This is a genomic window from Paenibacillus algorifonticola (assembly GCF_050481745.1).
GTDB lineage: Bacteria > Bacillota > Bacilli > Paenibacillales > Paenibacillaceae > Pristimantibacillus > Pristimantibacillus algorifonticola_A.
Window position 1 is genome coordinate 121,640 of sequence record NZ_JBCNGR010000013.1, and the last position, 22,429, is coordinate 144,068.

At 50.9% G+C, this 22,429-nt stretch carries 18 protein-coding genes and 1 riboswitch; of the genes, 3 read left to right on the plus strand and 15 right to left on the minus strand.

Annotated elements, in window-relative coordinates; genetic code table 11:
* Window positions 1-3: 3 nt before the first annotated feature.
* The 8 genes from purF to purE all read right to left on the minus strand — a co-directional run bounded on the left by purF (window position 4) and on the right by purE (window position 8,702).
* The gene (gene purF, locus ABEW34_RS14470; RefSeq protein ID WP_099517077.1) at window positions 4-1,482 is read right to left on the minus strand and encodes an amidophosphoribosyltransferase; all 1,479 of its coding nucleotides are present in this window, start codon (window positions 1,480-1,482) and stop codon (window positions 4-6) included.
* A complete protein-coding gene (gene purL, locus ABEW34_RS14475) occupies window positions 1,467-3,710 on the minus strand; it encodes a phosphoribosylformylglycinamidine synthase subunit PurL (protein WP_430159898.1) in 2,244 nt (747 codons plus the stop codon). Before purL ends, purF begins: the two co-directional genes overlap by 16 nt.
* Window positions 3,688-4,383: a phosphoribosylformylglycinamidine synthase subunit PurQ gene (gene purQ / locus ABEW34_RS14480; RefSeq protein WP_046231573.1), complete on the minus strand. Its 696-nt coding sequence runs from the start codon at window positions 4,381-4,383 to the stop codon at window positions 3,688-3,690. The genes purL and purQ overlap by 23 nt, the downstream gene beginning before the upstream one ends.
* Window positions 4,384-4,386: 3 nt before the next feature.
* On the minus strand, window positions 4,387-4,629 hold the full coding sequence (gene purS / locus ABEW34_RS14485) for a phosphoribosylformylglycinamidine synthase subunit PurS (RefSeq protein ID WP_046231574.1): 243 nt from the start codon (window positions 4,627-4,629) through the stop codon (window positions 4,387-4,389).
* 187 nt (window positions 4,630-4,816) lie between these two features.
* Window positions 4,817-5,716, minus strand: a complete 900-nt coding sequence (locus ABEW34_RS14490) for a phosphoribosylaminoimidazolesuccinocarboxamide synthase (protein WP_430159901.1) — start codon at window positions 5,714-5,716, stop codon at window positions 4,817-4,819.
* A gap of 16 nt (window positions 5,717-5,732) precedes the next feature.
* Window positions 5,733-7,028, minus strand: coding sequence for an adenylosuccinate lyase (gene purB / locus ABEW34_RS14495; protein WP_341281089.1), 1,296 nt, complete (start codon window positions 7,026-7,028; stop codon window positions 5,733-5,735).
* A 4-nt stretch (window positions 7,029-7,032) separates the two neighbouring features.
* A complete protein-coding gene (purK, locus tag ABEW34_RS14500; RefSeq protein ID WP_430159940.1) occupies window positions 7,033-8,217 on the minus strand; it encodes a 5-(carboxyamino)imidazole ribonucleotide synthase in 1,185 nt (394 codons plus the stop codon).
* Window positions 8,217-8,702, minus strand: coding sequence for a 5-(carboxyamino)imidazole ribonucleotide mutase (purE, locus tag ABEW34_RS14505; protein WP_046231578.1), 486 nt, complete (start codon window positions 8,700-8,702; stop codon window positions 8,217-8,219). Before purE ends, purK begins: the two co-directional genes overlap by 1 nt.
* Before the next feature lie 487 nt (window positions 8,703-9,189).
* Window positions 9,190-9,289: riboswitch (purine riboswitch) on the minus strand.
* 281 nt (window positions 9,290-9,570) lie between these two features.
* Here purE and ABEW34_RS14510 point away from each other — a divergent pair.
* From ABEW34_RS14510 to ABEW34_RS14520, 3 genes are all read left to right on the plus strand, one after another.
* On the plus strand, window positions 9,571-10,515 hold the full coding sequence (locus tag ABEW34_RS14510; protein WP_430159904.1) for a DPP IV N-terminal domain-containing protein: 945 nt from the start codon (window positions 9,571-9,573) through the stop codon (window positions 10,513-10,515).
* Window positions 10,516-10,543: 28 nt separating this feature from the next.
* Window positions 10,544-11,149, plus strand: a complete 606-nt coding sequence (locus tag ABEW34_RS14515; protein WP_430159906.1) for a DJ-1/PfpI family protein — start codon at window positions 10,544-10,546, stop codon at window positions 11,147-11,149.
* 302 nt (window positions 11,150-11,451) lie between these two features.
* Window positions 11,452-12,939, plus strand: a complete 1,488-nt coding sequence (locus tag ABEW34_RS14520; protein ID WP_430159908.1) for a hypothetical protein — start codon at window positions 11,452-11,454, stop codon at window positions 12,937-12,939.
* 188 nt (window positions 12,940-13,127) lie between these two features.
* Here ABEW34_RS14520 and ABEW34_RS14525 read toward each other — a convergent pair whose 3' ends face one another.
* From ABEW34_RS14525 to ABEW34_RS14555, 7 genes are all read right to left on the minus strand, one after another.
* Window positions 13,128-14,468 (minus strand): jacalin-like lectin, encoded by a 1,341-nt coding sequence (locus ABEW34_RS14525; protein WP_430159910.1) that lies wholly within the window; start codon window positions 14,466-14,468, stop codon window positions 13,128-13,130.
* A 17-nt stretch (window positions 14,469-14,485) separates the two neighbouring features.
* Window positions 14,486-15,430: a sugar phosphate isomerase/epimerase family protein gene (locus ABEW34_RS14530; RefSeq protein ID WP_430159912.1), complete on the minus strand. Its 945-nt coding sequence runs from the start codon at window positions 15,428-15,430 to the stop codon at window positions 14,486-14,488.
* On the minus strand, window positions 15,430-17,091 hold the full coding sequence (locus ABEW34_RS14535) for an extracellular solute-binding protein (protein WP_430159941.1): 1,662 nt from the start codon (window positions 17,089-17,091) through the stop codon (window positions 15,430-15,432). The genes ABEW34_RS14530 and ABEW34_RS14535 overlap by 1 nt, the downstream gene beginning before the upstream one ends.
* Window positions 17,092-17,163: 72 nt before the next feature.
* Window positions 17,164-18,036 (minus strand): carbohydrate ABC transporter permease, encoded by an 873-nt coding sequence (locus tag ABEW34_RS14540; protein WP_430159914.1) that lies wholly within the window; start codon window positions 18,034-18,036, stop codon window positions 17,164-17,166.
* A gap of 382 nt (window positions 18,037-18,418) precedes the next feature.
* On the minus strand, window positions 18,419-19,336 hold the full coding sequence (locus tag ABEW34_RS14545; protein WP_430159916.1) for an ABC transporter permease: 918 nt from the start codon (window positions 19,334-19,336) through the stop codon (window positions 18,419-18,421).
* Window positions 19,337-19,456: 120 nt separating this feature from the next.
* Window positions 19,457-20,302 (minus strand): response regulator transcription factor, encoded by an 846-nt coding sequence (locus ABEW34_RS14550; RefSeq protein WP_430159917.1) that lies wholly within the window; start codon window positions 20,300-20,302, stop codon window positions 19,457-19,459.
* A gap of 25 nt (window positions 20,303-20,327) precedes the next feature.
* The gene (locus ABEW34_RS14555) at window positions 20,328-22,274 is read right to left on the minus strand and encodes a cache domain-containing sensor histidine kinase (protein WP_430159918.1); all 1,947 of its coding nucleotides are present in this window, start codon (window positions 22,272-22,274) and stop codon (window positions 20,328-20,330) included.
* Window positions 22,275-22,429 lie beyond the last annotated feature (155 nt).

Here is a 22,429-nt window from a genome sequence, read left to right on the forward strand (position 1 = left end):
ATTCTAGCAGCTGCAGCTTTTGTCCGATTCCTCATCAACAGGCGTCGGGTAGTCATTATCAAAGCAGCCAAGGCACATGCCGCGATTATAAGCGCCGTCATTGCCGCCAACCGAATCAATAAAGCCGCTGTCGCTAAGGAAGGACAGGGAATCCGCATTGATCAGCTCGCAAATTTCCTGCACGGTGCGCGAAGAAGCAATAAGCTCATCGCGGCTCGGCGTATCAATGCCGTAGTAGCAAGGGTTTTTGAAAGGCGGCGATGTAATCCGCACATGCACCTCCGTCGCTCCCGCTTCACGCAGCATATTGACGATCCGGCGCGACGTTGTGCCGCGAACGATCGAGTCGTCAATCATGACGACGCGTTTGCCTTCTACGACCTTGCGCACGGCGGACAGCTTCATCTTCACGCCCTGCTCGCGCAATTCCTGCGAAGGCTGGATGAACGTACGTCCGGTGTATTTATTTTTGATAAGTCCAAGCTCATAAGGAATGCCAGTCTGCTCCGCATAACCGATTGCTGCGGAAATACTGGAGTCCGGCACACCCGTTACGATATCAGCATCAACGAACGATTCCATCGCGAGCTGCTTGCCCATCCGCTTGCGCGCGGAATGAATATTGATTTCATGAATGTCGCTGTCGGGACGGGCAAAATAAATGTATTCCATCGCGCAGGTCGCCCGGCGCGTCACTTCCGCATAACGATCCTCTTTCATGCCATCCTGATCAAAAATAAGCAGCTCGCCCGGCTGAACGTCGCGCAAATATTCGGCACCAATCGATTCAAACGCGCACGACTCGGAGGAAAACACATAACCGTCGCCGATGCGGCCTACCACGAGCGGACGAAGTCCGTTCGGATCAGAAGCGACCAATAGCTTGTCGTTCGTCATAATCAGGAAAGCGAAGCCTCCAACGATACGCTGGAGCGCTTCTTTCGCTGCCGTCACAAAATCCTTCGGCGAACGGGCGATCAAATGCGCAATAACCTCGGTATCGCTCGTCGTCTGGAATATAGAACCAAGGTTCTCCAGCTCCTTGCGAATTTCCGGCGCATTTACGATATTGCCGTTCGTCGCTACCGCAAGATCGCCATCGCGATAGCGGAAGATCAGCGGCTGCGCATTCGCCAGCTTGCTCTCTCCCGCCGTCGAATAGCGCACATGGCCGATCGAGCGATCGCCAGGGAGCCCCGCTAGGCGCTCCTTGTCGAATACTTCCTTGACCAAGCCCATACCGCGGTGATAGCTGAACCTATTGCGGTCCGTCGTATCGACGGTGCAAATGCCGGCCGACTCCTCGCCGCGATGCTGCAAAGCATGAAGCCCATAGTAAGAAAGCGATGCTGCGTCTGCATGGTTAAAGACACCAAAGACGCCGCATTCCTCGCGCAGCTTGTCGAAGAAATCCTCCCGACCGCCGCCTTGATTATAATAATCGCCTGACCAAAGCTTAGGCTGCTTTATTTCATCAGACATGGAATCGCATCCTTCCAGACCTTCTCCAGTTGTTGTACCGGCGCCTGAATGCCGGATTTGCCATTGATGCTGATCGAAAGAGCAGCTCCTTTTACCGAACCAATTGCCGCGTGGGCAACGCCTTGCTCAGCCAGCAGTGCTTGCAGCGCTGCTGCTTGCTCCGGCTTCGCCGACAGCAAAATACGCGATTGCGATTCACTGAACAATGCATGATCAGCGCGCAGCTCTGTATTTACATTAACTTCTGCACCAAGCTTGCCGCTTATGCAGGATTCTGCCAGCGCAGCCGCAATACCGCCTTCGGACAAGTCATGCGCCGAAGCAACCAAGCCGCTTTGAATCGCACTCAGCACAGCGCCAAGCATCTTTTTCTCAACAGCCAGATCAATAACCGGAGGACGGCCTTCGTTCACGCCTTGCAGCACGTATTGAAGCTCGCTTCCGCCCATTTCAGCTTTCGTTTCGCCGACGAGAATGATGACGTCGCCTTCGTTTTTGAAGCCTTGCGTCGTAATATGATCGATATCATGAACGAGACCTACCATGCCGATAACCGGCGTCGGGTAAATAGCGCCTTTTGCATTTTCATTGTACAAGCTGACGTTGCCGCCGATAACTGGCGTTTCGAGTACGCGGCAAGCCTCGGACATGCCGTCTGCCGATTTCTCGATCTGCCAGAATACATCTGGCTTCTCTGGGCTGCCGAAGTTCAGGTTGTCCGTAATCGCCAGTGGCTCTGCGCCGGAGCATACGATGTTGCGCGCAGCTTCCGCTACGGCAATGCGTCCGCCCACTTCTGGATCAAGGTATACATAACGGCTGTTGCAGTCCGTTGTCATCGCAAGTGCTTTGCGTGTACCGTTGATTGTCACGACTGCTGCGTCCGAACCCGGTTGTACCGCTGTCGACGTACGCACCATGTAGTCGTATTGATTGTAAACCCACTCTTTGCTTGCCACCGTTGGCGAAGCGAGTACTTTCTCAAGCGCAGCCGTCAAATCCGTTACTTCCGGATAAGCTGTTGTGTCGATTGCCGCATTTGCACTGTAATAAGCAGGCTCCTGCGAAGGCTTGTCATATACCGGACACTCGTCAACGAGTGCTGTTACCGGCATATCGGCCACTTGCTCGCCTTGGTGGAACAAGCGGAGACGTCCGTCATCGGTTACTTTGCCGACTTTGGCGCAAATGATGCCCCAACGCTCGAAAATCTCTTTCGCCTGTGCTTCATGCTGCGGCTCTACAACGAAGAGCATGCGCTCTTGCGATTCAGACAGCATCATTTCGTAAGGCGTCATGCCTGTTTCGCGCTGCGGCACTTCATCGAGGTACAGCTCAAGACCGTTTCCTGCTTTGGATGCCATCTCGGCGCTGGAGCAAGTTAGGCCGGCTGCGCCCATATCTTGAATACCAAGTACAATGCCGGAATCGATTAGCTCAAGTGTCGCTTCCATAACCAGCTTCTCCATAAATGGATCGCCGACCTGAACCGCCGTGCGCTTCTCTTCGGATTCCTCTGACAGCTCGACCGAAGCGAAGGTTGCGCCGTGGATGCCGTCGCGGCCAGTTGCCGGACCGACGTAAAATACCGGGTTGCCTACGCCTTTAGCGACGCCGCGTTGGATTTTATCATGATCAATGAGGCCCACGCACATCGCGTTAACGAGCGGATTGCCCTCGTAGCTCTCGTCGAACATCACTTCGCCGCCGACAGTTGGGATGCCGATACAGTTGCCGTAGCCAGCGATGCCGCTGACAACATTTTCGAACAAATATTTAACGCGCTCATTCTCAAGACGGCCAAAACGCAAGCTGTTCATCAAAGCAACAGGACGTGCGCCCATCGAGAAAATGTCGCGGATAATGCCGCCTACACCTGTAGCTGCGCCTTGGTAAGGCTCAACCGCGGAGGGATGGTTATGCGATTCGATTTTGAATACGACCGCTTGATTGTCGCCAATATCAACGATACCAGCGCCCTCGCCTGGTCCCATTAGAACTTTAGGTCCGGTGATCGGGAATTTTTTCAAAATCGGCTTGGAGTTTTTGTAAGAGCAATGCTCCGACCACATGACGCTGAATACGCCAATCTCCGTATAGTTTGGCTGGCGGCCAAGAAATCCGCAAATCAGCTCATATTCATAATCCGTTACGCCGAACTGCGTATAAATCCGCTGATCCGCGATTTGTTCCGCTGTCGGTTCCTTAGCTGTTAACTGCTGCGCCATGCTGTTCCCTCCATGCATTCAAAATCGATGTAAACATTTTTTTGCCGTCCTCTGAGCCAAACAATTGGTTGATTGCACGCTCTGGATGCGGCATCATGCCGACTACGTTGCCGCGCTCGTTGCTCACGCCCGCGATGTTCGATACCGATCCATTCGGATTGGTGTCGCCCGCATAGCGGAAAATAATTTGCTTGTTCGCTTCAAGCTGTGCAAGCGTCGCATCGTCGCAATAGTAGTTGCCTTCGCCGTGGGCGATTGGAATGTTGATAATATCGCCTTCCGCATACTGGTTCGTGAACGGATTGCCGTTGTTCACGACCTCCAGCGGCGTCTGATGGCAGCGGAATTTGAGGCCGCTGTTGCGAATCAATGCGCCTGGCAGCAGGCCCGCTTCCGTAAGAATTTGGAACCCGTTGCAAATGCCGAGGATGAATTTGCCTTCCTCCGCTGCTTTCTTCACTTCATTCATGACAGGAGCAAAACGGGAAATCGCGCCGCAGCGCAGGTAATCGCCGTAGGAGAAGCCTCCTGGCACCAAAATCGCGTCATAGCCGGAAAGATCCGTCGATGTATGCCATACATACTCTACCTTTTGGCCAATCGCTTCCTCTACCGCCTTGTAACAATCAATATCACAGTTGGAACCTGGAAAAACCAGAACCGCAAACTTCATCGCCTATCCCTCCAGCTCAAAACGGTAATCTTCTACGACCGTGTTCGCAAGCAGCTTCTCGCACATTTCCTTGATGCGCTTCTCTGCCTCGCTGCGGTCAATATCGCCCAGCTCAAGCTCCAAATATTTGCCGATCCGAACCTTTTCCACTTCGGCAAAGCCCATCGAGTGCAAAGCTCCTTGTACAGCTGTTCCTTGCGGATCAAGTACATTTTCCTTGATTGTTACGTAGACGGTTGCTTTCATTGTTGGCCTCCTGATAATGAAAATAATAATGTAGCGTTAACGCTGCTTCGCTTTTCTTCTGCTTTAGGCGAGCACCCCACAGGCTCCCTCCGGCAAAATCGCTTTGCTTTATCGTTTTGCATGAATCGTTGATCTATATCTCTAAGCTTTAGTAGCTGGCTTAAGCCATGCTGCCTGTTCGAAATAGCTAGTAGCTTTCCGAACCGGTCAAGCGGCGGTAAATATCCTGATACCGCTTCGTCGTCTCTGCAACAACCGCTTCCGGCAGCGGGTCCGGCTTGCTGTTTTTGTCCCAATCCGAGCCGAGCAAATAGGTGCGCACCGGCTCCTTGTCCATGCTGTCGATCTCGATGTCATAGGCGTAATTGCCCTCTGCCCAGAAGCGCGAGGAATCCGGCGTGAAAATCTCGTCAATGAGAATAACCTTGCCGTCAATCAGACCGAATTCGAATTTGCAATCGGCAAGAATGATGCCGCGCTCGGCGCAATAAGCGTGAGCGAACTCGTAAAGCTTGATGCTGCGGTCGCGCAGCTCTTCGGAAAGCTCGGCGCCAACCAGCTCCTGCATCCGCTCAAACGGGATATCCTCGTCGTGGCCGACGTCGTTTTTCGCCGCTGGCGTAAAGATCGGCTGCGGAAAACGTTCATTTTTGCGCATGCCTGCCGGAAGCTCAATACCATTGATCGCAGACGTTTGCTGATATTGTCTCCAGCCGCCGCCTGTGATATAGCCGCGCACGACACATTCAATGTCGATACGCTCTGCTTTAAGAGTTACCATAATCCGGTTGCGAAGCAGCTCAGGCTCGGTAATGAGCTCGCCCAGCTTGTCCACATCGGTATGCACGACGTGGTTCGTCTGGATCGAAGCGGTCTGCTCAAACCAGAACGCCGACAAGCGGTTAAGCACATTGCCCTTCTCCGGCACAGCCGGATCAAGCACATAATCGAACGCCGAAATGCGATCCGTTACAACGATCAGAAAATGCTCGCCCAGATCGTAAAGCTCTCTAACTTTCCCCTTGTACAGCAGGGGCGCTTTCACATACGGCTCAGCAGTGGACAAGCTTTGAGATATTGCAGTCATTCGCCAGTAAGCCTCCTTAGTTCAATCCAAGACGGGTGAAAATCGTATCCACATGCTTGAGATGCCATGTTGGGTTGAAGCAATCGTCGATATCTTCCGTCGACAGAAGCTCGGTAATTTCCTTCGTCGATTCAATAATGTCGCGGAATTGGCGCTGCTCTTCCCAAGCTTGCATTGCGCGCGGTTGAACGGTGTCATAAGCCTGCTCGCGGCTGAAGCCTTTGTCGATCAGCTTCGTCATGACGCGGCCGGAGAACGGCACGCCGAACGTACGCTGCATGTTGCGCTTCATATTTTCAGGGAATACTTGCAAATTGTTGATGATGTTGCCCAGACGATTCAGCATGTAGTTCAGCAGCATCGTTGCATCTGGCAAAATAACGCGCTCTGCGGACGAATGGCTAATATCGCGCTCATGCCACAGCGGAATGTTCTCGTAAGCCGTCAGCATATGTCCACGAATGACTCTCGACAAGCCGGAAATGTTCTCGCAGCCAATTGGGTTGCGTTTGTGCGGCATAGCCGATGAACCTTTTTGACCTTTGGCGAAAGGCTCTTCCACCTCGCGGAATTCGCTCTTCTGCAAAGCGCGGATTTCCGTAGCGAACTTGTCGAGCGACGAAGCAACGAGCGCTAGTGTGCCCATGTACTCCGCATGGCGGTCACGCTGCAGCGTTTGCGTCGAAATTGGCGCGGCTTTCGTGCCCAGCTTATTGCAGACGAACTCTTCTACGAAAGGATCGATGTTCGCATAAGTGCCGACAGCACCAGAAATTTTGCCGTATTGCACGCCATCAGCTGCATGCAGGAAACGCTCCAGGTTGCGCTTCATCTCTTCGTGCCATAATGCCATTTTCAAACCGAAGGTAGTTGGCTCAGCATGAACGCCATGCGTACGTCCCATCATCGGCGTATCCTTGTACTGAATCGCCTTCTCGCGCAAAATCGAGATGAAACGCTCAATATCCTTTTGCAAAATCGCATTGGCTTGCAGCAGCAGATATCCAGTTGCCGTATCAACAACATCCGTCGATGTCAGGCCGTAATGCACCCATTTGCGCTCAGGGCCAACCGTTTCGGATACCGCGCGCGTAAAGGCGATAACGTCATGGCGCGTATCCTGCTCGATTTCATAAATGCGGTCGATGTTGAAGCTCGCGTTTTTACGAAGCTCTTCCACATCTTCCTTCGGAATAATGCCCAGCTCCGACCAAGCCTCGCATGCGCAAAGCTCAACCTCCAGCCATGCTTGGAACTTATTCTCCTCGGTCCAAATCGCTCTCATTTCTGGTCTGCTGTAACGCTCTAACATGTAGCTACTCCACCTTCCAAATTGTTGTTTCATCTATCCATTGCAGCGCTGCTTCCACATCGGGAGCAAGCACGTTAATGTGGCCCATTTTTCTTTTGTGAACGGCGTCCTTCTTGCCGTACAGATGCAGCTTCGGCGTTACGCCGAGGCGCTCTGCCGCTTCATCCCGGGTGCCAAAACGCTGAATGACCGGCTCTACATGCTGGCCGAGCACATTCACCATCACGACTGGCGTCAGCAGCTCCGTACGGCCCAGCGGCAAATTGCATACCGCCCGCACATGCTGCTCAAACTGCGACGTATGCGCCGCTTCCATCGTGTAATGCCCGCTGTTATGCGGCCGTGGCGCCAGCTCATTCACATACAGCTCTCCGTCGGCAGTTAAAAAAAGCTCAACGGCGATCAATCCAACAGCGCCCAGCCCTTCGGCAATTTGCATCGCCAGCTGCTCCGCTCTGCGCTGTATGCCCTCATCGATCCGGGCGGGCACAATCGACAGATGAAGAATATTGTCGATATGGATATTTTCCGATGCCGGGAATGCTTTGACCTCACCCTGCGGGCTGCGCGCCGCAATGACCGACAGCTCTTTTTCAAAGGAGATGAATTTCTCCAGCACAAGCTCGGTGCCAGCCCGGCTCAGCGTTTCGTACGCCTCGTCGATCTCCTCCACGGCGCGGATGACCCATTGCCCTTTGCCGTCGTAGCCGCCCGTCGCTGTTTTCAATACACATGGCAAGCCTAAACGTTCAGCTTCTATATGAAGCTCCGCGCTGCTGCGAATTTCGCTGTAAGGCGCGACCTTTACGCCCGCCGCCTCAATCGCCCGCTTCTCCCGCAGCCGATGCTGCGTCGTATAAAGCAGCTTGCTGCCTTGCGGCACGTAAGACTCCTTCATCAGCATTGCGGCAACTTCCGCATTCACATTTTCAAATTCATACGTAATGACATCCGAACGCTGCGCCAGCTCGCGCGCTGCCTCATGATTGTCATAGGCGCCGACTACTTGATCCGAGACTTGTCCGCAAGGCGAATCCACCGCAGGATCAAGCGTGACGAATTTGTAGCCCATTGCGCTGCCTGCGAGCGCCATCATCCGGCCCAATTGCCCGCCGCCGAGTACGCCGATTGTGCTGCCTGGCAGCAGCGTGCGGATGTTATCCTGCCGCTGCTTGTCTGCCTCAGCCATCATAGCGTCTCACTGCTTTCCAGCACTTCCTGCTTAACGCGCTCGCGTCTTGCGATCACGCGTGCCTGAATGTCCGGATCGAAAGCTCCCAGCATCTGTGCCGCCAGCAGTCCAGCATTCGTGCCGCCCGCATTGCCGATTGCAACTGTAGCTACCGGAATGCCGCCCGGCATTTGCACGATTGAGAGCAGCGAGTCTAGGCCGCTGAGATTTGAAGATTTGACAGGAACGCCAATAACCGGCAGCACCGTTTTGGCGGCGACCATGCCGGGAAGATGTGCAGCTCCGCCAGCCCCCGCGATAATGACCTTAAGTCCACGCTCCGCCGCCGTTTCCGCATATTCAAACATTAAATCGGGCGTTCTGTGCGCCGATACAACCTTTTTCTCATAAGGAATTTGAAGCTCTTCCAGCACATCGCAAGCCAGTTTCATTGTATCCCAATCCGACTTGCTGCCCATGATGACGCCTACCTTCGCAGACATGCGTTCAAACCTTCTTTCATCTATATAATAGGAAAACCATATAAAACCGTAATACGAAACTTTCCTTATCCTCTAAACTGCCCGATTCCAACAGAAAAATCCCGACAGCTACCGTAAGAGTATTAATCATACGTATGCTGCGGGACCCGAGCCAAGCGCACAGCGCAGCCTCCCGTCTTCCGGGAACCGCATGGCGCTCTTTATGCCTGAAGTTAGCCGCCACTCTGCACCCTTGCTAATTGCAAGATACAAAACAGCACAAGACTGCCCTAAGGTGAAACGGCTGACGCCATCCTTGGCGGCGCGGCGCGTTTCATTCCGAGAAATATAGAGAAAGGATTACGAAATAATATCCTTGCCTATATTTTAAGGTGAAACGGCTGACGCCATCCTTGAACGGCAAAGCTTCGTTTCGCGAAGAACGAGAAGCCGAATATAAGTGTAAAACTTATACTTGCTTCCAGTTCAAAAAAGGCAGCTCAAGCCTACCAGCTTCAAGCTTGCTCGTAGTCCGAAAATTGTGGTTTTCGGGTAGAAACTTTCGGGCCAATCCCCGAGATTATACGAGACCAACACTATAATGAACGGATTGCTCCACTTCTGACCTCTTCCAGTTTATCTAATCCCCACGGGGCTGTCAACAAAATACGAACGTTAAAAAGAGTAGCTTTTATTAAAGTTCGTTTTTGGCAGGTAAAATATCATAATATGACAGGAATTTACTCGGGATTACGCACAGACAGCTATAAGTGAAGTGGATTTATGGGAGGAATATTCGCAGTACCCAGCCTATTTGTCTAGAGGGTTTTCATAGAGATCGCAGAATAACACAGTATAAGAGTGAATTTTGATCATTATAGGAAAGGAAGTGAACAAAATTGCAGATGTACCAGCAAATTACCAGCAAACGAAACGTCCCTACCTTATAATGCTGCTGTTCCTCATTTTGCTGACAGCAGGATGTTCCTCTAAAGGAGTAGCATATACTGATGGAGTCGTTGCCCGCCTTGACCACAATGGAACGCATTACTCATATGTAAAATGGTCGCCTGATGGAGAGCAAATCGCCTACATCCAAGATCGGAATTTATGGATCAAAAACATGAAATCAGGAAAAAGCAGAAAACTCGTTTCCGGGTCCTCTATATCTCATGCGGCTTGGATGAACGCCGATCAAATCGCCTATTTTACAACAACAGATTCTAATAGCCTACAAGGAGAGCTTGGGGCAGTCACACTTGATTCTCGTAATAAAACCATTTTGTTCAAAAATATCGCTTGGTTTAATACTCTCTCTATCCATAATCAAATCGCCTATCTCGAAACCGGAAAACAAGGCGTTCTCAAACTCAATCTTTCCGAGAGTCTTTCCGAGCCAGACACGCTTGATCCAAACTTAACTAATGGCAGTGAGTTTGTGCTTTCACCGGATGGGAGCAAGCTGCTTTATCTAGAAAAAACAGAGGAGCGCAGCATCAACGGAATTTTCTTAAAGCAAATAAAAATATATAACATTAACGAGCGTGCAACGAAACAAGTGCAGCTTTCCAAGCCTTTCGAGGTTATTTATAGCTACTGCTGGTCAGCAGACGGCAGCCATCTTGCATTTGCCGCACAATACCCTGGGCAGCTTCCTAATCTGTACATTTATAAAATAGACAGTAAAGCCGCACCCATCATGCTGCCATTTCCAGAAAACGCTGGTTATATGGCATGGTCGCCTACACAAAATCAAATCGTTTATACAACAGTCGGACAGCCAAGCGGAAATGAAATAAGAGTGATTGATATTCCTGATGAGCTGCTGCAATAATATACGAAGAAGCGGAGGAAATATAGCGATGGAAAATTACAAAGTGGGCATTCTTTTGTTTAATGATGTAGAGGTGCTTGATTTTGCCGGCCCTTTTGAGGTTTTTGCAGTAACAGCGCTGAACTGGGGGCAGGAGGATGCTTATCACCCGTTTAAAGTATCGACAATTTCTGAAAATGGGGCGCTCGTGACGGCGAAGAATGGCCTTAAGGTAACGCCAGATTACAGCTTCGCTGATGCTCCTGTATTTGATGTGCTCGTTATTCCTGGCGGCATGGGCACACGGCACGAGATTCATAATCAGGCGCTGCTTGCGTGGATCAAACATCAGAGCAGGCAGGTGACGTGGCTGACCTCTGTCTGTACGGGAGCGTTTCTGCTTGCAGAAATCGGTTTGCTGGATGGCAAGCGGGCGACGACACACTGGGCAAGCATCGAACGCATGCGGACGCAGTTCCCTCAGACGACAGTCGTCGAAAATGTGAAGTTTGTAGATGAAGGGGATGTCATCACCTCGGCTGGCATTTCCGCAGGCATCGAGATGTCGCTGCATATGGTGGGTCGGATTTTAGGCATTCAGGCAGCAAGAAATACAGCTAGAGCTATGGAGTATGACGGACAGTTTGAGCTATAGCTCACGGGGTTTCTTTCTCTCCAATCAGCAAGTTTAATAAAGCATGAAATAGCCATTGGCTAAATATGCTGCAGCCCCTCTGCACGCATTTAACCGATGGCTTCTTTTAATCAGAAAACAACATCCCCTTCTCCTTTCCCCTATATAAAGTAAGAAAGAGCATCTAAAACGAAAAATTCCAAATATATCATTCCAAACATCGCAAAAACCCAACTTTTGTAGTATATTAATAATAATTTTACTTTAAATCAGTAAAATAGACCTAATACTTAGGAATCATAACAAAATGGAGGTTTATTTGGATGTTCAATGTTTCAAGAAAAATCTTAGCTGCTTTATTGCTAGTTTCACTAGTAGCTACTATCGCAATTCCTGTGAAAAAGACAGAGGCAAGCTCGCTTCCCGTTGCAGAAGGTGGCATTGAAGCCGCAGCATTAGCCTATTGGAGCGGAGCGGTTTATGTCGCTTCGGTTGATGGTGCAATCGGAGTTAAGCCTGAGCTGCAAGAAGATATTCAGATTTTTGCAAAATCGATGTGGGATGATGCCCCTGCTTCTATTAAAACTTCCATCACAGAAAGTACATATGGTATGCAGGATGGCTGGAATACATCTAATTCTTATGTCGTATCCTGGACGCCTCGGACACTCGCTTACTTGCAGGACAAATGGTATGACCATTTTGGAGGCGGAGCTACTTATTATGACAACAAAGTCATAGCGGATATTATGGGGCCAGGGGCAATTATACGTCCGAGCTCTGTTATCGCTCAAAGTAATGCTGTTGGCGAGGGAAATATAGGATACATGGCTAACGGTCAAATACGTGCGATTTATGTTGATATATCTGGAAAAGCAACCATTGAATCGAGATCAGGAGTAAATCCTAGCTACAGTGGGTTATTAGATTTAAATAATAAACCTTTCGCCAATGCCCGCGATGCCTATAATGAATTTGTTACCCGATTTAAAATTGAGAAAGGCACCTATACGACGAAACCTATCTTTGTAGATGGGCGCACCAAAAGTCGTTACGTAGAAGTCATATTCCCTTCAAGCACCGTATTCCCGAATTCCATCGTTATGCCTGCTCCACAAGGTGTACTGAATGCCGATTATACGGTTAAACAATATAAAACACCAACTATTGGACGTGCGGGCGGCGTAATAACCGGACAAATCGTCATTGGCTTTCCGAGTGTAACGGGCAACTTTGCTGCCTTAACAAAAGCAAATGCCAGCAATTACACTTTTCTCTCTTATGACAATGCGAAGCGTAATGGCAGTCCAGCACCTTATCATTCTATTGTAGAAAATGCGCGGAGCTTGCCAGTTACCGGAATACCATATAGTTCGAAGGATCATATTAAACAAGGCCAACTAGAACAAAGAAGATATTACGGCTCCGATGGCAGGGCTGAACTGGATATTGACTATACCAACCATGGCAACACGCAAATTAACCCAAATGTTCCACACAGGCACGACTGGAATTATAACAGCAAACCGCAGAGGGGCCCTTGGTATATCGTTGAAACCGACTCCGATTATTCTTATAACCAATTAGTAGAGGATTTGAATACGGGGCATGAAGTATCCTTTACGTTTGAAAATGTTAAATATTATATTACAGAAAACCAAGGTTCATGGTTTTTGATGAAATCGGGTGAAATCGCTCCTCTTCAATCTGCTTCGACTCCATCACAACTTTTATCGCTTGCAATCCTCAATAATGAATCGTTGCAGTCGCTATTTATTAAAGGAAGCCTCGTTAATATTTCTGTATATTAGGGTATGTATGCAGACCTGAGTCGGACTGCTGCTTGCTTTGCGCTTAGTAGGGTAAACATGAGCGACCTTTCCATTCACGTCCTAAACTAATTTACGCTAAAAATGCAGGGCATTCTCGCATTAGTCTTTGACTAGTGAGAGAATGCCCTGCTTTGTTAGGAAGCATTAAGCATATTCAAGAAATGCATCTACAACCTCTTATAAATGACACCCATCCGATCCATCTCATTATCCGCCTTGCCATAAAAACCAGCAATATACCAGCCTTCCGGCGCCGTATAGGTTACCGCATCGGACGTCGTTGTGCCGCCAGCCAGCACTTGCCCTTTGTTAGTCGTAAACTTGGCATAGAAGATGCGCATGCCGCCATTGCGGCTACCTTGGTTCAGCACTACACTTTTCACATACTCATCAGAAGCGAGCTGAATGCTGCTCTGCGCGGCTGAAGTTCCGCCAGCACTCAGCACCACGCCGCTTGCAAACCCCAGCTGGATGCCATCCAGACGCGAGCCGCTGCGGATGCTGAGCGAGGTCAGCCGCTGGCCGCTTGGCAGATGCGCCAGTTGGTTGAAATGCTCACCGCCAGAGCCGCCGAACGGTGCACTGAGCGAAATCTGCGCCGACAGCTGGTAGTTAAACTTTGTACTGATGGCAAAATGATCGGACAGCTGATTACCCGCAGCGTCCACAAATTTCGTATCCTCCAGCCTATACTGGGTCGGCGCCAGCGTAATCGCCGGGCTGCTGCGATAGAAGATTTTATCGACGACCTCATTGCTTGGGCCATTGCGATTTGTTGCATCAATGAGCGCGTCGCCCATAGCAGGCACGCTGCCGCCGCGAACCAGCTGCACCCACACGTCGGTCAGTCCTGTCGCCGCCGTCATTTCCTGCAGCAGGGCGAGCTCCCGCGTATACCTCGTATTCGTATCCCCGAACACGATAACGGCATTGCCGTCCGAATGCTGATTGATATAGGCATACATTTGGCGAATATTTGAAGCGCGCGCCGCCATGGAGCCGGGATCAATATCCGCGTCGGCATGCAGATTGTACACATCGACATAAGCGCCCGGGGCTAGCTCATGCCTGGAAGCGGTAAAGCCCTTCGGCGTAAGCTGGTCGCTGCCGCTGTCAAATACGCCGTAGGCTTCCTTCCATTTTATCCGTGCCAAATCCGTAAAAGGAAACTTGGACAGCATGTTCAGTCCGCTCCCAATAAGTGCAGGACCGCTCGTCGCGGTCTTATAAGGATGGTTCGCAGCAGAGATCAGCTGGCTGTGGTAATTGAAGTCTTCCTGCACATTCACGATATCAAAATCATTGAGCAAAGGACTGATTTGTGTGGTGAACTGCTCCGGATTGGAGCTGGACAGAAAACCTGGCAGCCCGCCTACATTGTAGCTTAGCACGGAGAAGCTCCCCGATTCCCCCGCAGCGTTAGCAGCGCTTCCTCCGAAAGGAACAAATCCGACTACTAATGAAGCCGACAATGCCACTGCCAAGCAAACGCGTCTGAGCCTTCTCATTTGACCGCTCTCCTCCACTATTTCACAAGTATTTTACCCGTGATCCGCTCATGACTGAGATGAATGTCTTCCGGCGTGCACTTATCTTTAAGCTCATACACTTTAATAGGAGCCGCAGCAATAATAGCGATGAAGTTGTCAAAATAGTTCTCGTCTCCGCTATGAATATACGGACACCAATGATCGGACAGGCCGACGGTCTCATGAATATGGACGCCGAGTATTTTATCCTTAAGCGCATTCGCTTCCTTCACATTATCGTAAAGGCCCATGCGGTCCATCATCATGCCATGCCCGATGTCGTACCATAGATAAAGCGGCGCTCCAGCCAACTGCTTGATTAAATAATCAGCTTCCTGAAGCGTCGGCATTTGGTAGCAGCGCGAGCGTGTCTCAATGCCGATTCCCATGTGGATATTGCGCGCTGCCAGCCGCTCGAACACCTGCTCCAGACTTTCCTGCATCAGCTGCAAATACGTGCCGCTCTCCTTCGTCCGCACCGCCATCATTTCGTTCCACAGCTTCTGGTAGGCTGCTGAATCACGGCCTTCTGCATGGTAAATACGCTTCAATTCCTCGTCAATGTTGTAGGGAAAAGAAACCTCCCCCGGATGCACAACTACGCCTTCCGCTCCATAACGCACCGCATATTCGACCGTCTGAATGAGCAGCTCCACCGCCCGTGCACGCATATCCTTATCTGGATAGCCCAGCATTAAGGAGTCCGTATCGAACTCCTTGCCTGGCAAATGCGGGAACACATGATGCACGCTCGATACACCAATGTCGCCGCGCTCTATCATCGGTTCAATCGTCTTCATCAGCTCTGTCGTCACATTGTAATTAAGCTCAACCCTGCGGAAGCCAAGGCTTTTGATTTCCTCGATCATCTCGCTCCCTGTTTGATGCCTTTTGATGTTCCAACAGGTAGAAAATGAATATTCCGCTTTGTCTATGCTCATTATTTTGCCAGCTCCTTTTGTTGTTCGACTATCGTCCAAATATCATCGGACAGGAAAGCCGTATCTTTGTTCGTCTCGTACCACTCGTTCATAAAATCAATGATTTTTTGTCCGCCTGCTTTTTCCCATGCTGCCTCAGCATCCTTAACCGCCTGCTCGGCGCTGTAGCCTTTGCCATTCACAACCGCCTTGACGTAAATATCCGTAATTTCCTTCAGTGTGTTCGTACGGATCACATCAAGATCGCTAGACAGGCCTGGAATGTGATCGCCAAGCGTAAAGCCCGGATATTCCTTCGTCGGATCTAAGTACATATCTTTCGCCTTCAGATACATGTCCAAGCCCTCCTTCTGCACCGGATCGCTAGGATCGAATTGATTAGCAACAAAGTTGCATTTATCCGTTCCTCTGCTCAGGAACAAGCCATAGCCGCCTGCATAGCCAGCCTCCGTCTGCCACTTGTCCGCATCAGGGATGACGGCGCAGCCGTTGTCGCCCTCTGTCCAGTGCACGCCTTTTTCACCCTTCAGCAGCATTTCAGTTGTAGACGGCACTAAAATAAAATTAACATATTCCGCAGCCGCCTGAGGATTTTTCGTATTGGCATTAAACACGGTCGTCATTTGAATCGGATTGTCAATCGCGCCCGTATATTGGCCGAACGGTGATTTCGGATACGCCAGCGGCTCTACTACGGCCGTAGGCACGTTGCCCTTCAACGTCACCAAATCCTTCGTCGTAAACTCAAACCACGATACGCTGTAATTGACATAAATGCCGAGCTTGCCTGTCAGAAAATCCTGTTTCGCCTTTGTGCCATCTTTATCGCTAATATAATCGCGGTCGATGGCGCCTTGCTCATACAGCTGCTTTTTGAACGTCAGCGCAGCCAGTTCTTTATCCCATTGGCGCACAATTTTGCCATCCTGCAGGCCCCAGCTGTGCTCCTGCTGAATGCCGAACAGCTCGTTGACCGCCCCATCGGAGTAATAGCTGATGTTGATGCCATACGTATCGCGCTTGCCATTTTTATCCGGGTCCTTATCTGCAAACGCTTGAGCTACCTGCAGCAGCTCCTCCGTCGTCTTCGGCATTTCCAGTCCAAGCTCCTTCAGCCAATCGGTGCGGATGAATAAAATATGCAGCGGATTCGCCTCATTGACGCGGCCAATTTCATACAGCTTGCCGTCCGGCTTCGTGCCGACCTGCTTAAGCTGCGGATATTCATCCATCAGCGCCTTGTAATTCGGCATGTATTGCAGCAGATCATCGAGCGGCAGTAATTGCTTCTGCTCATAAATGTTGTTGCGGAACGCCGCATTCGTCTCATTAATAATGTCGGGCGCCGAGCCGGATGCGAACATCATATTAAGCAGCTTTTTCGACTCGCTGCGCAGGACAGGCACAAAGGTCGGGTCGACCGGCCCCGTGTCCTTGATCCATTTCGTCCAGCGATTGCTCTCATAAGAGCCCTCCGTCGAAGCGACCGATCCCCGGTCCTGTATGACGACCGACACTTGCCCCTTCGCCGCCGTTGCGCTCTCTCCACCGCCTGCTGCTTGCGTGCCTCCTGCTTCCTTCTCCGAGCTGCATCCGCCAATTGCCAGACCTGCTGCCAGCAGCGAAACGCCTGCGAGCTTCTTCCAACTGTTTCTCATCATCACCGGTTTATCCCTCCGAATGGTTTGAATGGTGGTAGCCTTGCTTATTCAGCCATGACGCCATCAGCCTATTTAGCCTTTAATGGAGCCCAGCATAACACCCTTTACGAAGTACTTTTGCAAAAATGGATAAATCATCAGCATCGGCACAACCATGAATACGACGCCAACTGCACGAATCATTTCATTCGTCAGCTTCTGCTGGTCCTGCATGTCATTGGCGGCATTGACGAGCATATCGTTCGACTTGAGCACCGCCTGCACAACCACGGTAAAATTTTGCATGTCGCTTTGGTTGATATACATTAACACATGCATGAACGAATTCCAGTAGCCTACGCCATAAAATAACGCGAGCGTAGCGATGATCGGCATCGACAGCGGCAAAATAATACGCGTCAGCAACGTGAATTCGCCGCTGCCATCCATTCTCGCGGATTCATCAATTTCACGCGGAATGTTTTCGAAATAACTGCGCATTAGCAGCATGTTGTACGTACTGACAAGCCCGACCAGCCATAACGACCAATACGAGTTGATCAGCCCAAGGTTTTTCACAACGATATAGGTCGGAATAATGCCTCCGGAGAACAGCATCGTGAACACCATCGCCAGCAGCATGAAGCGCCGTCCGACCAAATAAGGCCGAGATAGCGGATACGCCGCCAATATAGTCGCAGACATGCTGAGCAGCACACCGCCTATCGTAATGATGGCACTGTTTTTCAGCGCCCGAAGTGCTGGCGTTCCTTCGAAGAAAAAAGAATAGGCGGTAAACTGAAAGCCTACTGGCCACAGAAACACATGGCCCGACTCAACCGCTCCCCGCTCGCTGAGCGATACGGCGACAATATGAATGAATGGCAGCAGACAGGTTAGCCCCAGCAGCGCCAGCAGCAAATAGTTAATGACATAAAACACGCGTTCTCCAAGGCTACTCCTCATCTTTTATTCCTCCCAAAAATGTAACAAGCATAAACGCTGTGCCCGCCAATTGAAGGCAGCGGCTGTTTCATGTTTAAGCAGCTGTTTCATGTTTAAATCGAAGCGCTTATTTTATCAAAGCAGCTCTTCTCTTCTTTTCTTTTCTTTTTTCTTTTTCTTCCCCCTTTTAAAAGGGGGGTGAAAAAGGCGAAGCGGAATGAAAAGGTTGAGCTGGAGAAACGGTAGTGTTCGCTTAAAGCTTTCCGTAGGAAAGCAGCTTCGGAAGCATATGCTTTTACCCTTGAATTTCCCCCTTAGGGAAATATAATTCGGAGAAATTCAAGGGTAATGGCGATCGGAAGCCAAGCTTTTCAAGCAGCGCAGCCTCTTTTTCACCACACTTTTAAAACAGCCCTTGGTCGTATTTACGAGCAATCCGGTTCACCCCAATAACGAGCAAAAACGCGATTAAGGATTCGAACAAGCCCATTGCTGTCGTCAGGCTGAACTGTGCCTGCTGCAAGCCCATTTTATAAATATAAGTGCTGATGACCTCCGACACGCCGGATACCGCATCATTTTGCAAATTGTACACTTGGTCGAAGCCGACCTCCATAACCCGGCCCATCGCCAATATCAGCAGCAGCACAATCGTGTGCCGAATGCCTGGCAGCGTAATATGCCAAATTTGCCGCCACTTGGTCGCACCGTCGATGCTCGACGATTCATAAAGCGCCGGGTTGATCGTTGTAAGCGCTGCCAAATATATGATCGTATTGAAGCCCATTTCCTTCCAAACACCGGAGCCGACGAAAATCGCTGTCCATGAAAACGAATCGTACAGGAAGGAGCGCGTCTCCACCGAAAACAGCTCTAAAATTTTATTAATCGACCCGCCGTCGGTTGCGAACAGCGTCAGAACGATGCCCGCCACAATAACCCATGAGAAAAAATGCGGCAAATAAACAATCGTTTGAATCCATTTTTTAAACCAGGATCGTCCGATCTCGTTAATCATGAGCGCCAGCACGATTGGAATCGGAAAGCCGACCGCCAGATTGAGCAGACTGAGCCAGAATGTGTTCCAAATAATTTGCGTCGTGTTTGCTGTCGTGAACAGCAGCTCGTAGTTTTTCCAGCCGACCCACGGACTGCCGAGCATGCCGTCAGCAAAATTATAGCTTTTGAAGGCAATAATCAGCCCGCCCATCGGGATGTACTTAAAAATCACATAAAACGCTATGACCGGCAGCAGCATCGCATAGAGCCATAGATTTTGCTTGAATTTCAGCGTGCTTATTGTTTGCCTCGGTGTGCTCATGTGGCCCTCCTGTCTGCTTTGGCTTTCATCTACCTCAAGTATAAACAGCGCAAAAAAAAGAACCCTTAAAAAATTATAGATAAAAACTATAACTTTTTTGGCTCTTTTCTAAACTCGTGCCTAGTGGCCGCGGCGGCATTCCTTCGGCGACATTTGATAATATTGCTTGAACACATTGGTAAAATAGTTCGGCTCATCGAAGCCGGTCGCACTCGATATTTCTAAAATTTTTAGATCGGTCGTTTTCAGCAAATGCATCGCCTGCTCCATGCGAACCCGCGTGACGAAGCTCGTGAAGCTTTCGCCCGTCGTCTTCTTGAACAAGACGCTGAAATAGCTCGGATTCAGATGTATGTGCGCGGCTACCTCCGTCATGCGGCAGGCCTCGGCAAAATGCTGCCCGACATAGGCGATTGCCTTGTCAATTGAGCTTTCCGGCTTCCCTTGCATGAGCTGGGCGAGCTTCGCCTCATGCGAGGTTGAAGGGCTTGCCGAAGGCTGCATAACTGACAAACTTGCCTGCTCACCCAGCGGCAGCGTATTCGCGAGCGCCGCAGGCTGCCGCTCCCGCTCCATCAGCTGCCTGCTTTGGAGGCGTTCATTGGCTTTGCCAAGCACGAGCCGCACATCCTCCTCCGTACAGGGCTTGACGAGATAGTCCAGCACGCCAAGCTTAAGCGCCGCCTGCGCATAGTCGAAGCTGCGAAAACCCGTCAGGACGATGACAATCGTATCTGGATGGCGGCGCCGCAAATGGGTTACCAGCTCAATGCCATCCATCGCCGGCATGCGGATATCTGTGAGCACCAAATCCGGCTTGTGCTGCTCAGCCAGCTTCAGCGCATCCAGCCCATTAGCGGCCTCGCCCACCACATTCCATGCATGACCGCTCTCTTCGATCATTCGAACAAGTCCTCTGCGAAAATGACGCTGATCCTCCACTACCATTGCGTTGCCGAATCCCATTGGCGCTGCTCCTCTCTTTTCGCTGCTAAGCGGTCAGCTTAGGCAAATATAATCGCATGATCGTCCCCTTCGTCAGCTCGCTCTCGATTTCCAGCCGATATGGCGCTCCGTACAGCAGCTCAATACGGCGTGACACGCTGCGCACACCCAAATTGTCTCGGCGTTCCTCGCTGCTGTCCTCATCTGTGCCCGCCTGCCATGACGCTGCCGAAAGCGCGCCGCCGGATGGTTCCAGACCCATCGCGGCATCCGATGAGACATCCGCCGGGGCATGAGCGATTCGCGCCGTCTGCTCCTGTGATCGCAGCCGCCGCGCCGTCGCTGCGATCCGGGCCTCCTCCATCACGCCCGGATCGCCATGCAGAAGCTCGTCAATGAGCGCTTGCGGCATGCCGCAGCCATTATCTGCAATTTCGAAGCGCAGGAAGCAATCCTCCTCGACGATTCGAATATGCAACGTTTTATGCGACAGGCTGCTCAGAAACGCATGCTGAAACACATTTTCCACCAGCGGCTGGAGCAGCGAGCGCATCACCTTGTAGGGCATAACCTGCTCATCTGCATCGATGGTGAACGCCAGATCCGTCTCGAACAGCTCCGTCTGAATCTTCACATAGTTGCGGATTTGCCGCACCTCTTCCTGCACCGTTGTCGGCGTTCGGACGGGCATCAGCGAATGGCGGAGCAGTCCAGATACGGCAGCGATCAGAGCAGCTGTGTCGCGCTCGCCCCCTGCCTGCAGCTTCCAGTACACCTCATTGAAGAAATTGTACAAAAAATGGGGATTCAGCTGCGCTTGCAGCGCCTTAAGCTCTGCCTCCCGCTCGCTGAGCTGCGTCATATACACCTCTTTAATAAGCTGCTCCACATGCTCCGCCATCGCATTGAAGCTGTCGCCGATATACGCAAGCTCATCATTCGAGCGCACCTCAATGCGCGTCTCGAATTTACCGTCGCGCAGCCGCTTGAGGCCGCGCAGCAAATCGCTCAGCGGCCTCAGCAGCCGCTCCGCTGCGAGCGCAATCAGCACGCTCGCCAGTACGGCGCTGATCAGCCCCGCGATAACGATCTTTTCGGCAATGCGCCGATTTTTATCTTGAATCTCCAGCATCGACTTGGCATTAACCAGCTCAAAGCCGTCCGTGCCAGCGCGGCTCGACTTGCTGCGCGCATACACCTCGTCATCGCTCGCCCAAGAAGCGGGCAGCTGGCGAATTTCCGCCAAGCGCTCTGCCGTCAGCCCTTTCTCATTGGTGTAGAGCAGCTGCTCGCCATTAAACAAATACACCTTGCCTGCATTGTTTTTGGTCAGCTCGCTTAAGCTGCCTGCCAAATATTGCTCGTCAATCGTAATGACCAGCATGCCGTAGGGTTGAATCGAGTTATTTTTCATCAGCCTGGTTGCCACAATCGTATGCCTAAAGCCATCTGGCTCAATGCCGCTCGGCAGCGCCATATTCATCCACACCAGCTCGCCGCTCGTCCCCGTCACCTTGCTGCGAATATGGCCGAGGGCCTCCTCATCCAGCGCATTTATGACCGGCGTATTGTAGCGATAGTAAATCATGCCGTTCGTCAGGTTGAACATGTAAAGGCCCGTTATGTAGGGCGCATCAGACTTTAGCTGATTGATGAGCTCATCGATGCGCTCCTTCTCCAAATACAGCTGGAACGCATCCTCATCCTTGTAGCTGTTGAACCGCCCTATCATTTCCTCAATTTCCTTGTGAAAAACAATCGTCTGCGAAATGCGCTTCATTTCCTGCACCTTAAGCTCCAGCTTCGTTAACGCCTCACGGTTCGTAATGGCTACCTGCTTGCTCATTTCCTCCTTGAACAGCCGCTGATTGCTTTGATAGGTCAAATAGCCTGCCGTGCCGGAGGCGAGCATGAGGATGCACGTTAAACTGACGATAAGCTTGAGTTTAAAGCTTTTGGTAGCGCTTACCCAAATTTTTGACCAAATACGCATCGACCGCTCACCCCCATCTTGTATCCAGTATAGGTAAGAGGGTTCAAGAGCGCAAACTCCTTTTTTAGTATAGCTTGTTCAAATCGCGAACGCCGATAAATTTTCCGTAAAAAGGAAGCCCCTTCCCCCTTATCGTTTTTCGATTATGTCACAAA

Coding starts and splice junctions, on each gene's coding strand:
- purF (WP_099517077.1), bottom strand. CDS start 1,482: ATGTCTGATGAAATAAAGCAGCCTAAGCTTTGGTCAGGCGATTATTAT.
- purL (WP_430159898.1), bottom strand. CDS start 3,710: ATGGCGCAGCAGTTAACAGCTAAGGAACCGACAGCGGAACAAATCGCG.
- purQ (WP_046231573.1), bottom strand. CDS start 4,383: ATGAAGTTTGCGGTTCTGGTTTTTCCAGGTTCCAACTGTGATATTGAT.
- purS (WP_046231574.1), bottom strand. CDS start 4,629: ATGAAAGCAACCGTCTACGTAACAATCAAGGAAAATGTACTTGATCCG.
- ABEW34_RS14490 (WP_430159901.1), bottom strand. CDS start 5,716: ATGACTGCAATATCTCAAAGCTTGTCCACTGCTGAGCCGTATGTGAAA.
- purB (WP_341281089.1), bottom strand. CDS start 7,028: ATGTTAGAGCGTTACAGCAGACCAGAAATGAGAGCGATTTGGACCGAG.
- purK (WP_430159940.1), bottom strand. CDS start 8,217: ATGGCTGAGGCAGACAAGCAGCGGCAGGATAACATCCGCACGCTGCTG.
- purE (WP_046231578.1), bottom strand. CDS start 8,702: ATGTCTGCGAAGGTAGGCGTCATCATGGGCAGCAAGTCGGATTGGGAT.
- ABEW34_RS14515 (WP_430159906.1), top strand. CDS start 10,544: ATGGAAAATTACAAAGTGGGCATTCTTTTGTTTAATGATGTAGAGGTG.
- ABEW34_RS14520 (WP_430159908.1), top strand. CDS start 11,452: ATGTTCAATGTTTCAAGAAAAATCTTAGCTGCTTTATTGCTAGTTTCA.
- ABEW34_RS14525 (WP_430159910.1), bottom strand. CDS start 14,468: ATGAGAAGGCTCAGACGCGTTTGCTTGGCAGTGGCATTGTCGGCTTCA.
- ABEW34_RS14530 (WP_430159912.1), bottom strand. CDS start 15,430: ATGAGCATAGACAAAGCGGAATATTCATTTTCTACCTGTTGGAACATC.
- ABEW34_RS14535 (WP_430159941.1), bottom strand. CDS start 17,091: ATGATGAGAAACAGTTGGAAGAAGCTCGCAGGCGTTTCGCTGCTGGCA.
- ABEW34_RS14540 (WP_430159914.1), bottom strand. CDS start 18,036: ATGAGGAGTAGCCTTGGAGAACGCGTGTTTTATGTCATTAACTATTTG.
- ABEW34_RS14545 (WP_430159916.1), bottom strand. CDS start 19,336: ATGAGCACACCGAGGCAAACAATAAGCACGCTGAAATTCAAGCAAAAT.
- ABEW34_RS14550 (WP_430159917.1), bottom strand. CDS start 20,302: ATGGGATTCGGCAACGCAATGGTAGTGGAGGATCAGCGTCATTTTCGC.
- ABEW34_RS14555 (WP_430159918.1), bottom strand. CDS start 22,274: ATGCGTATTTGGTCAAAAATTTGGGTAAGCGCTACCAAAAGCTTTAAA.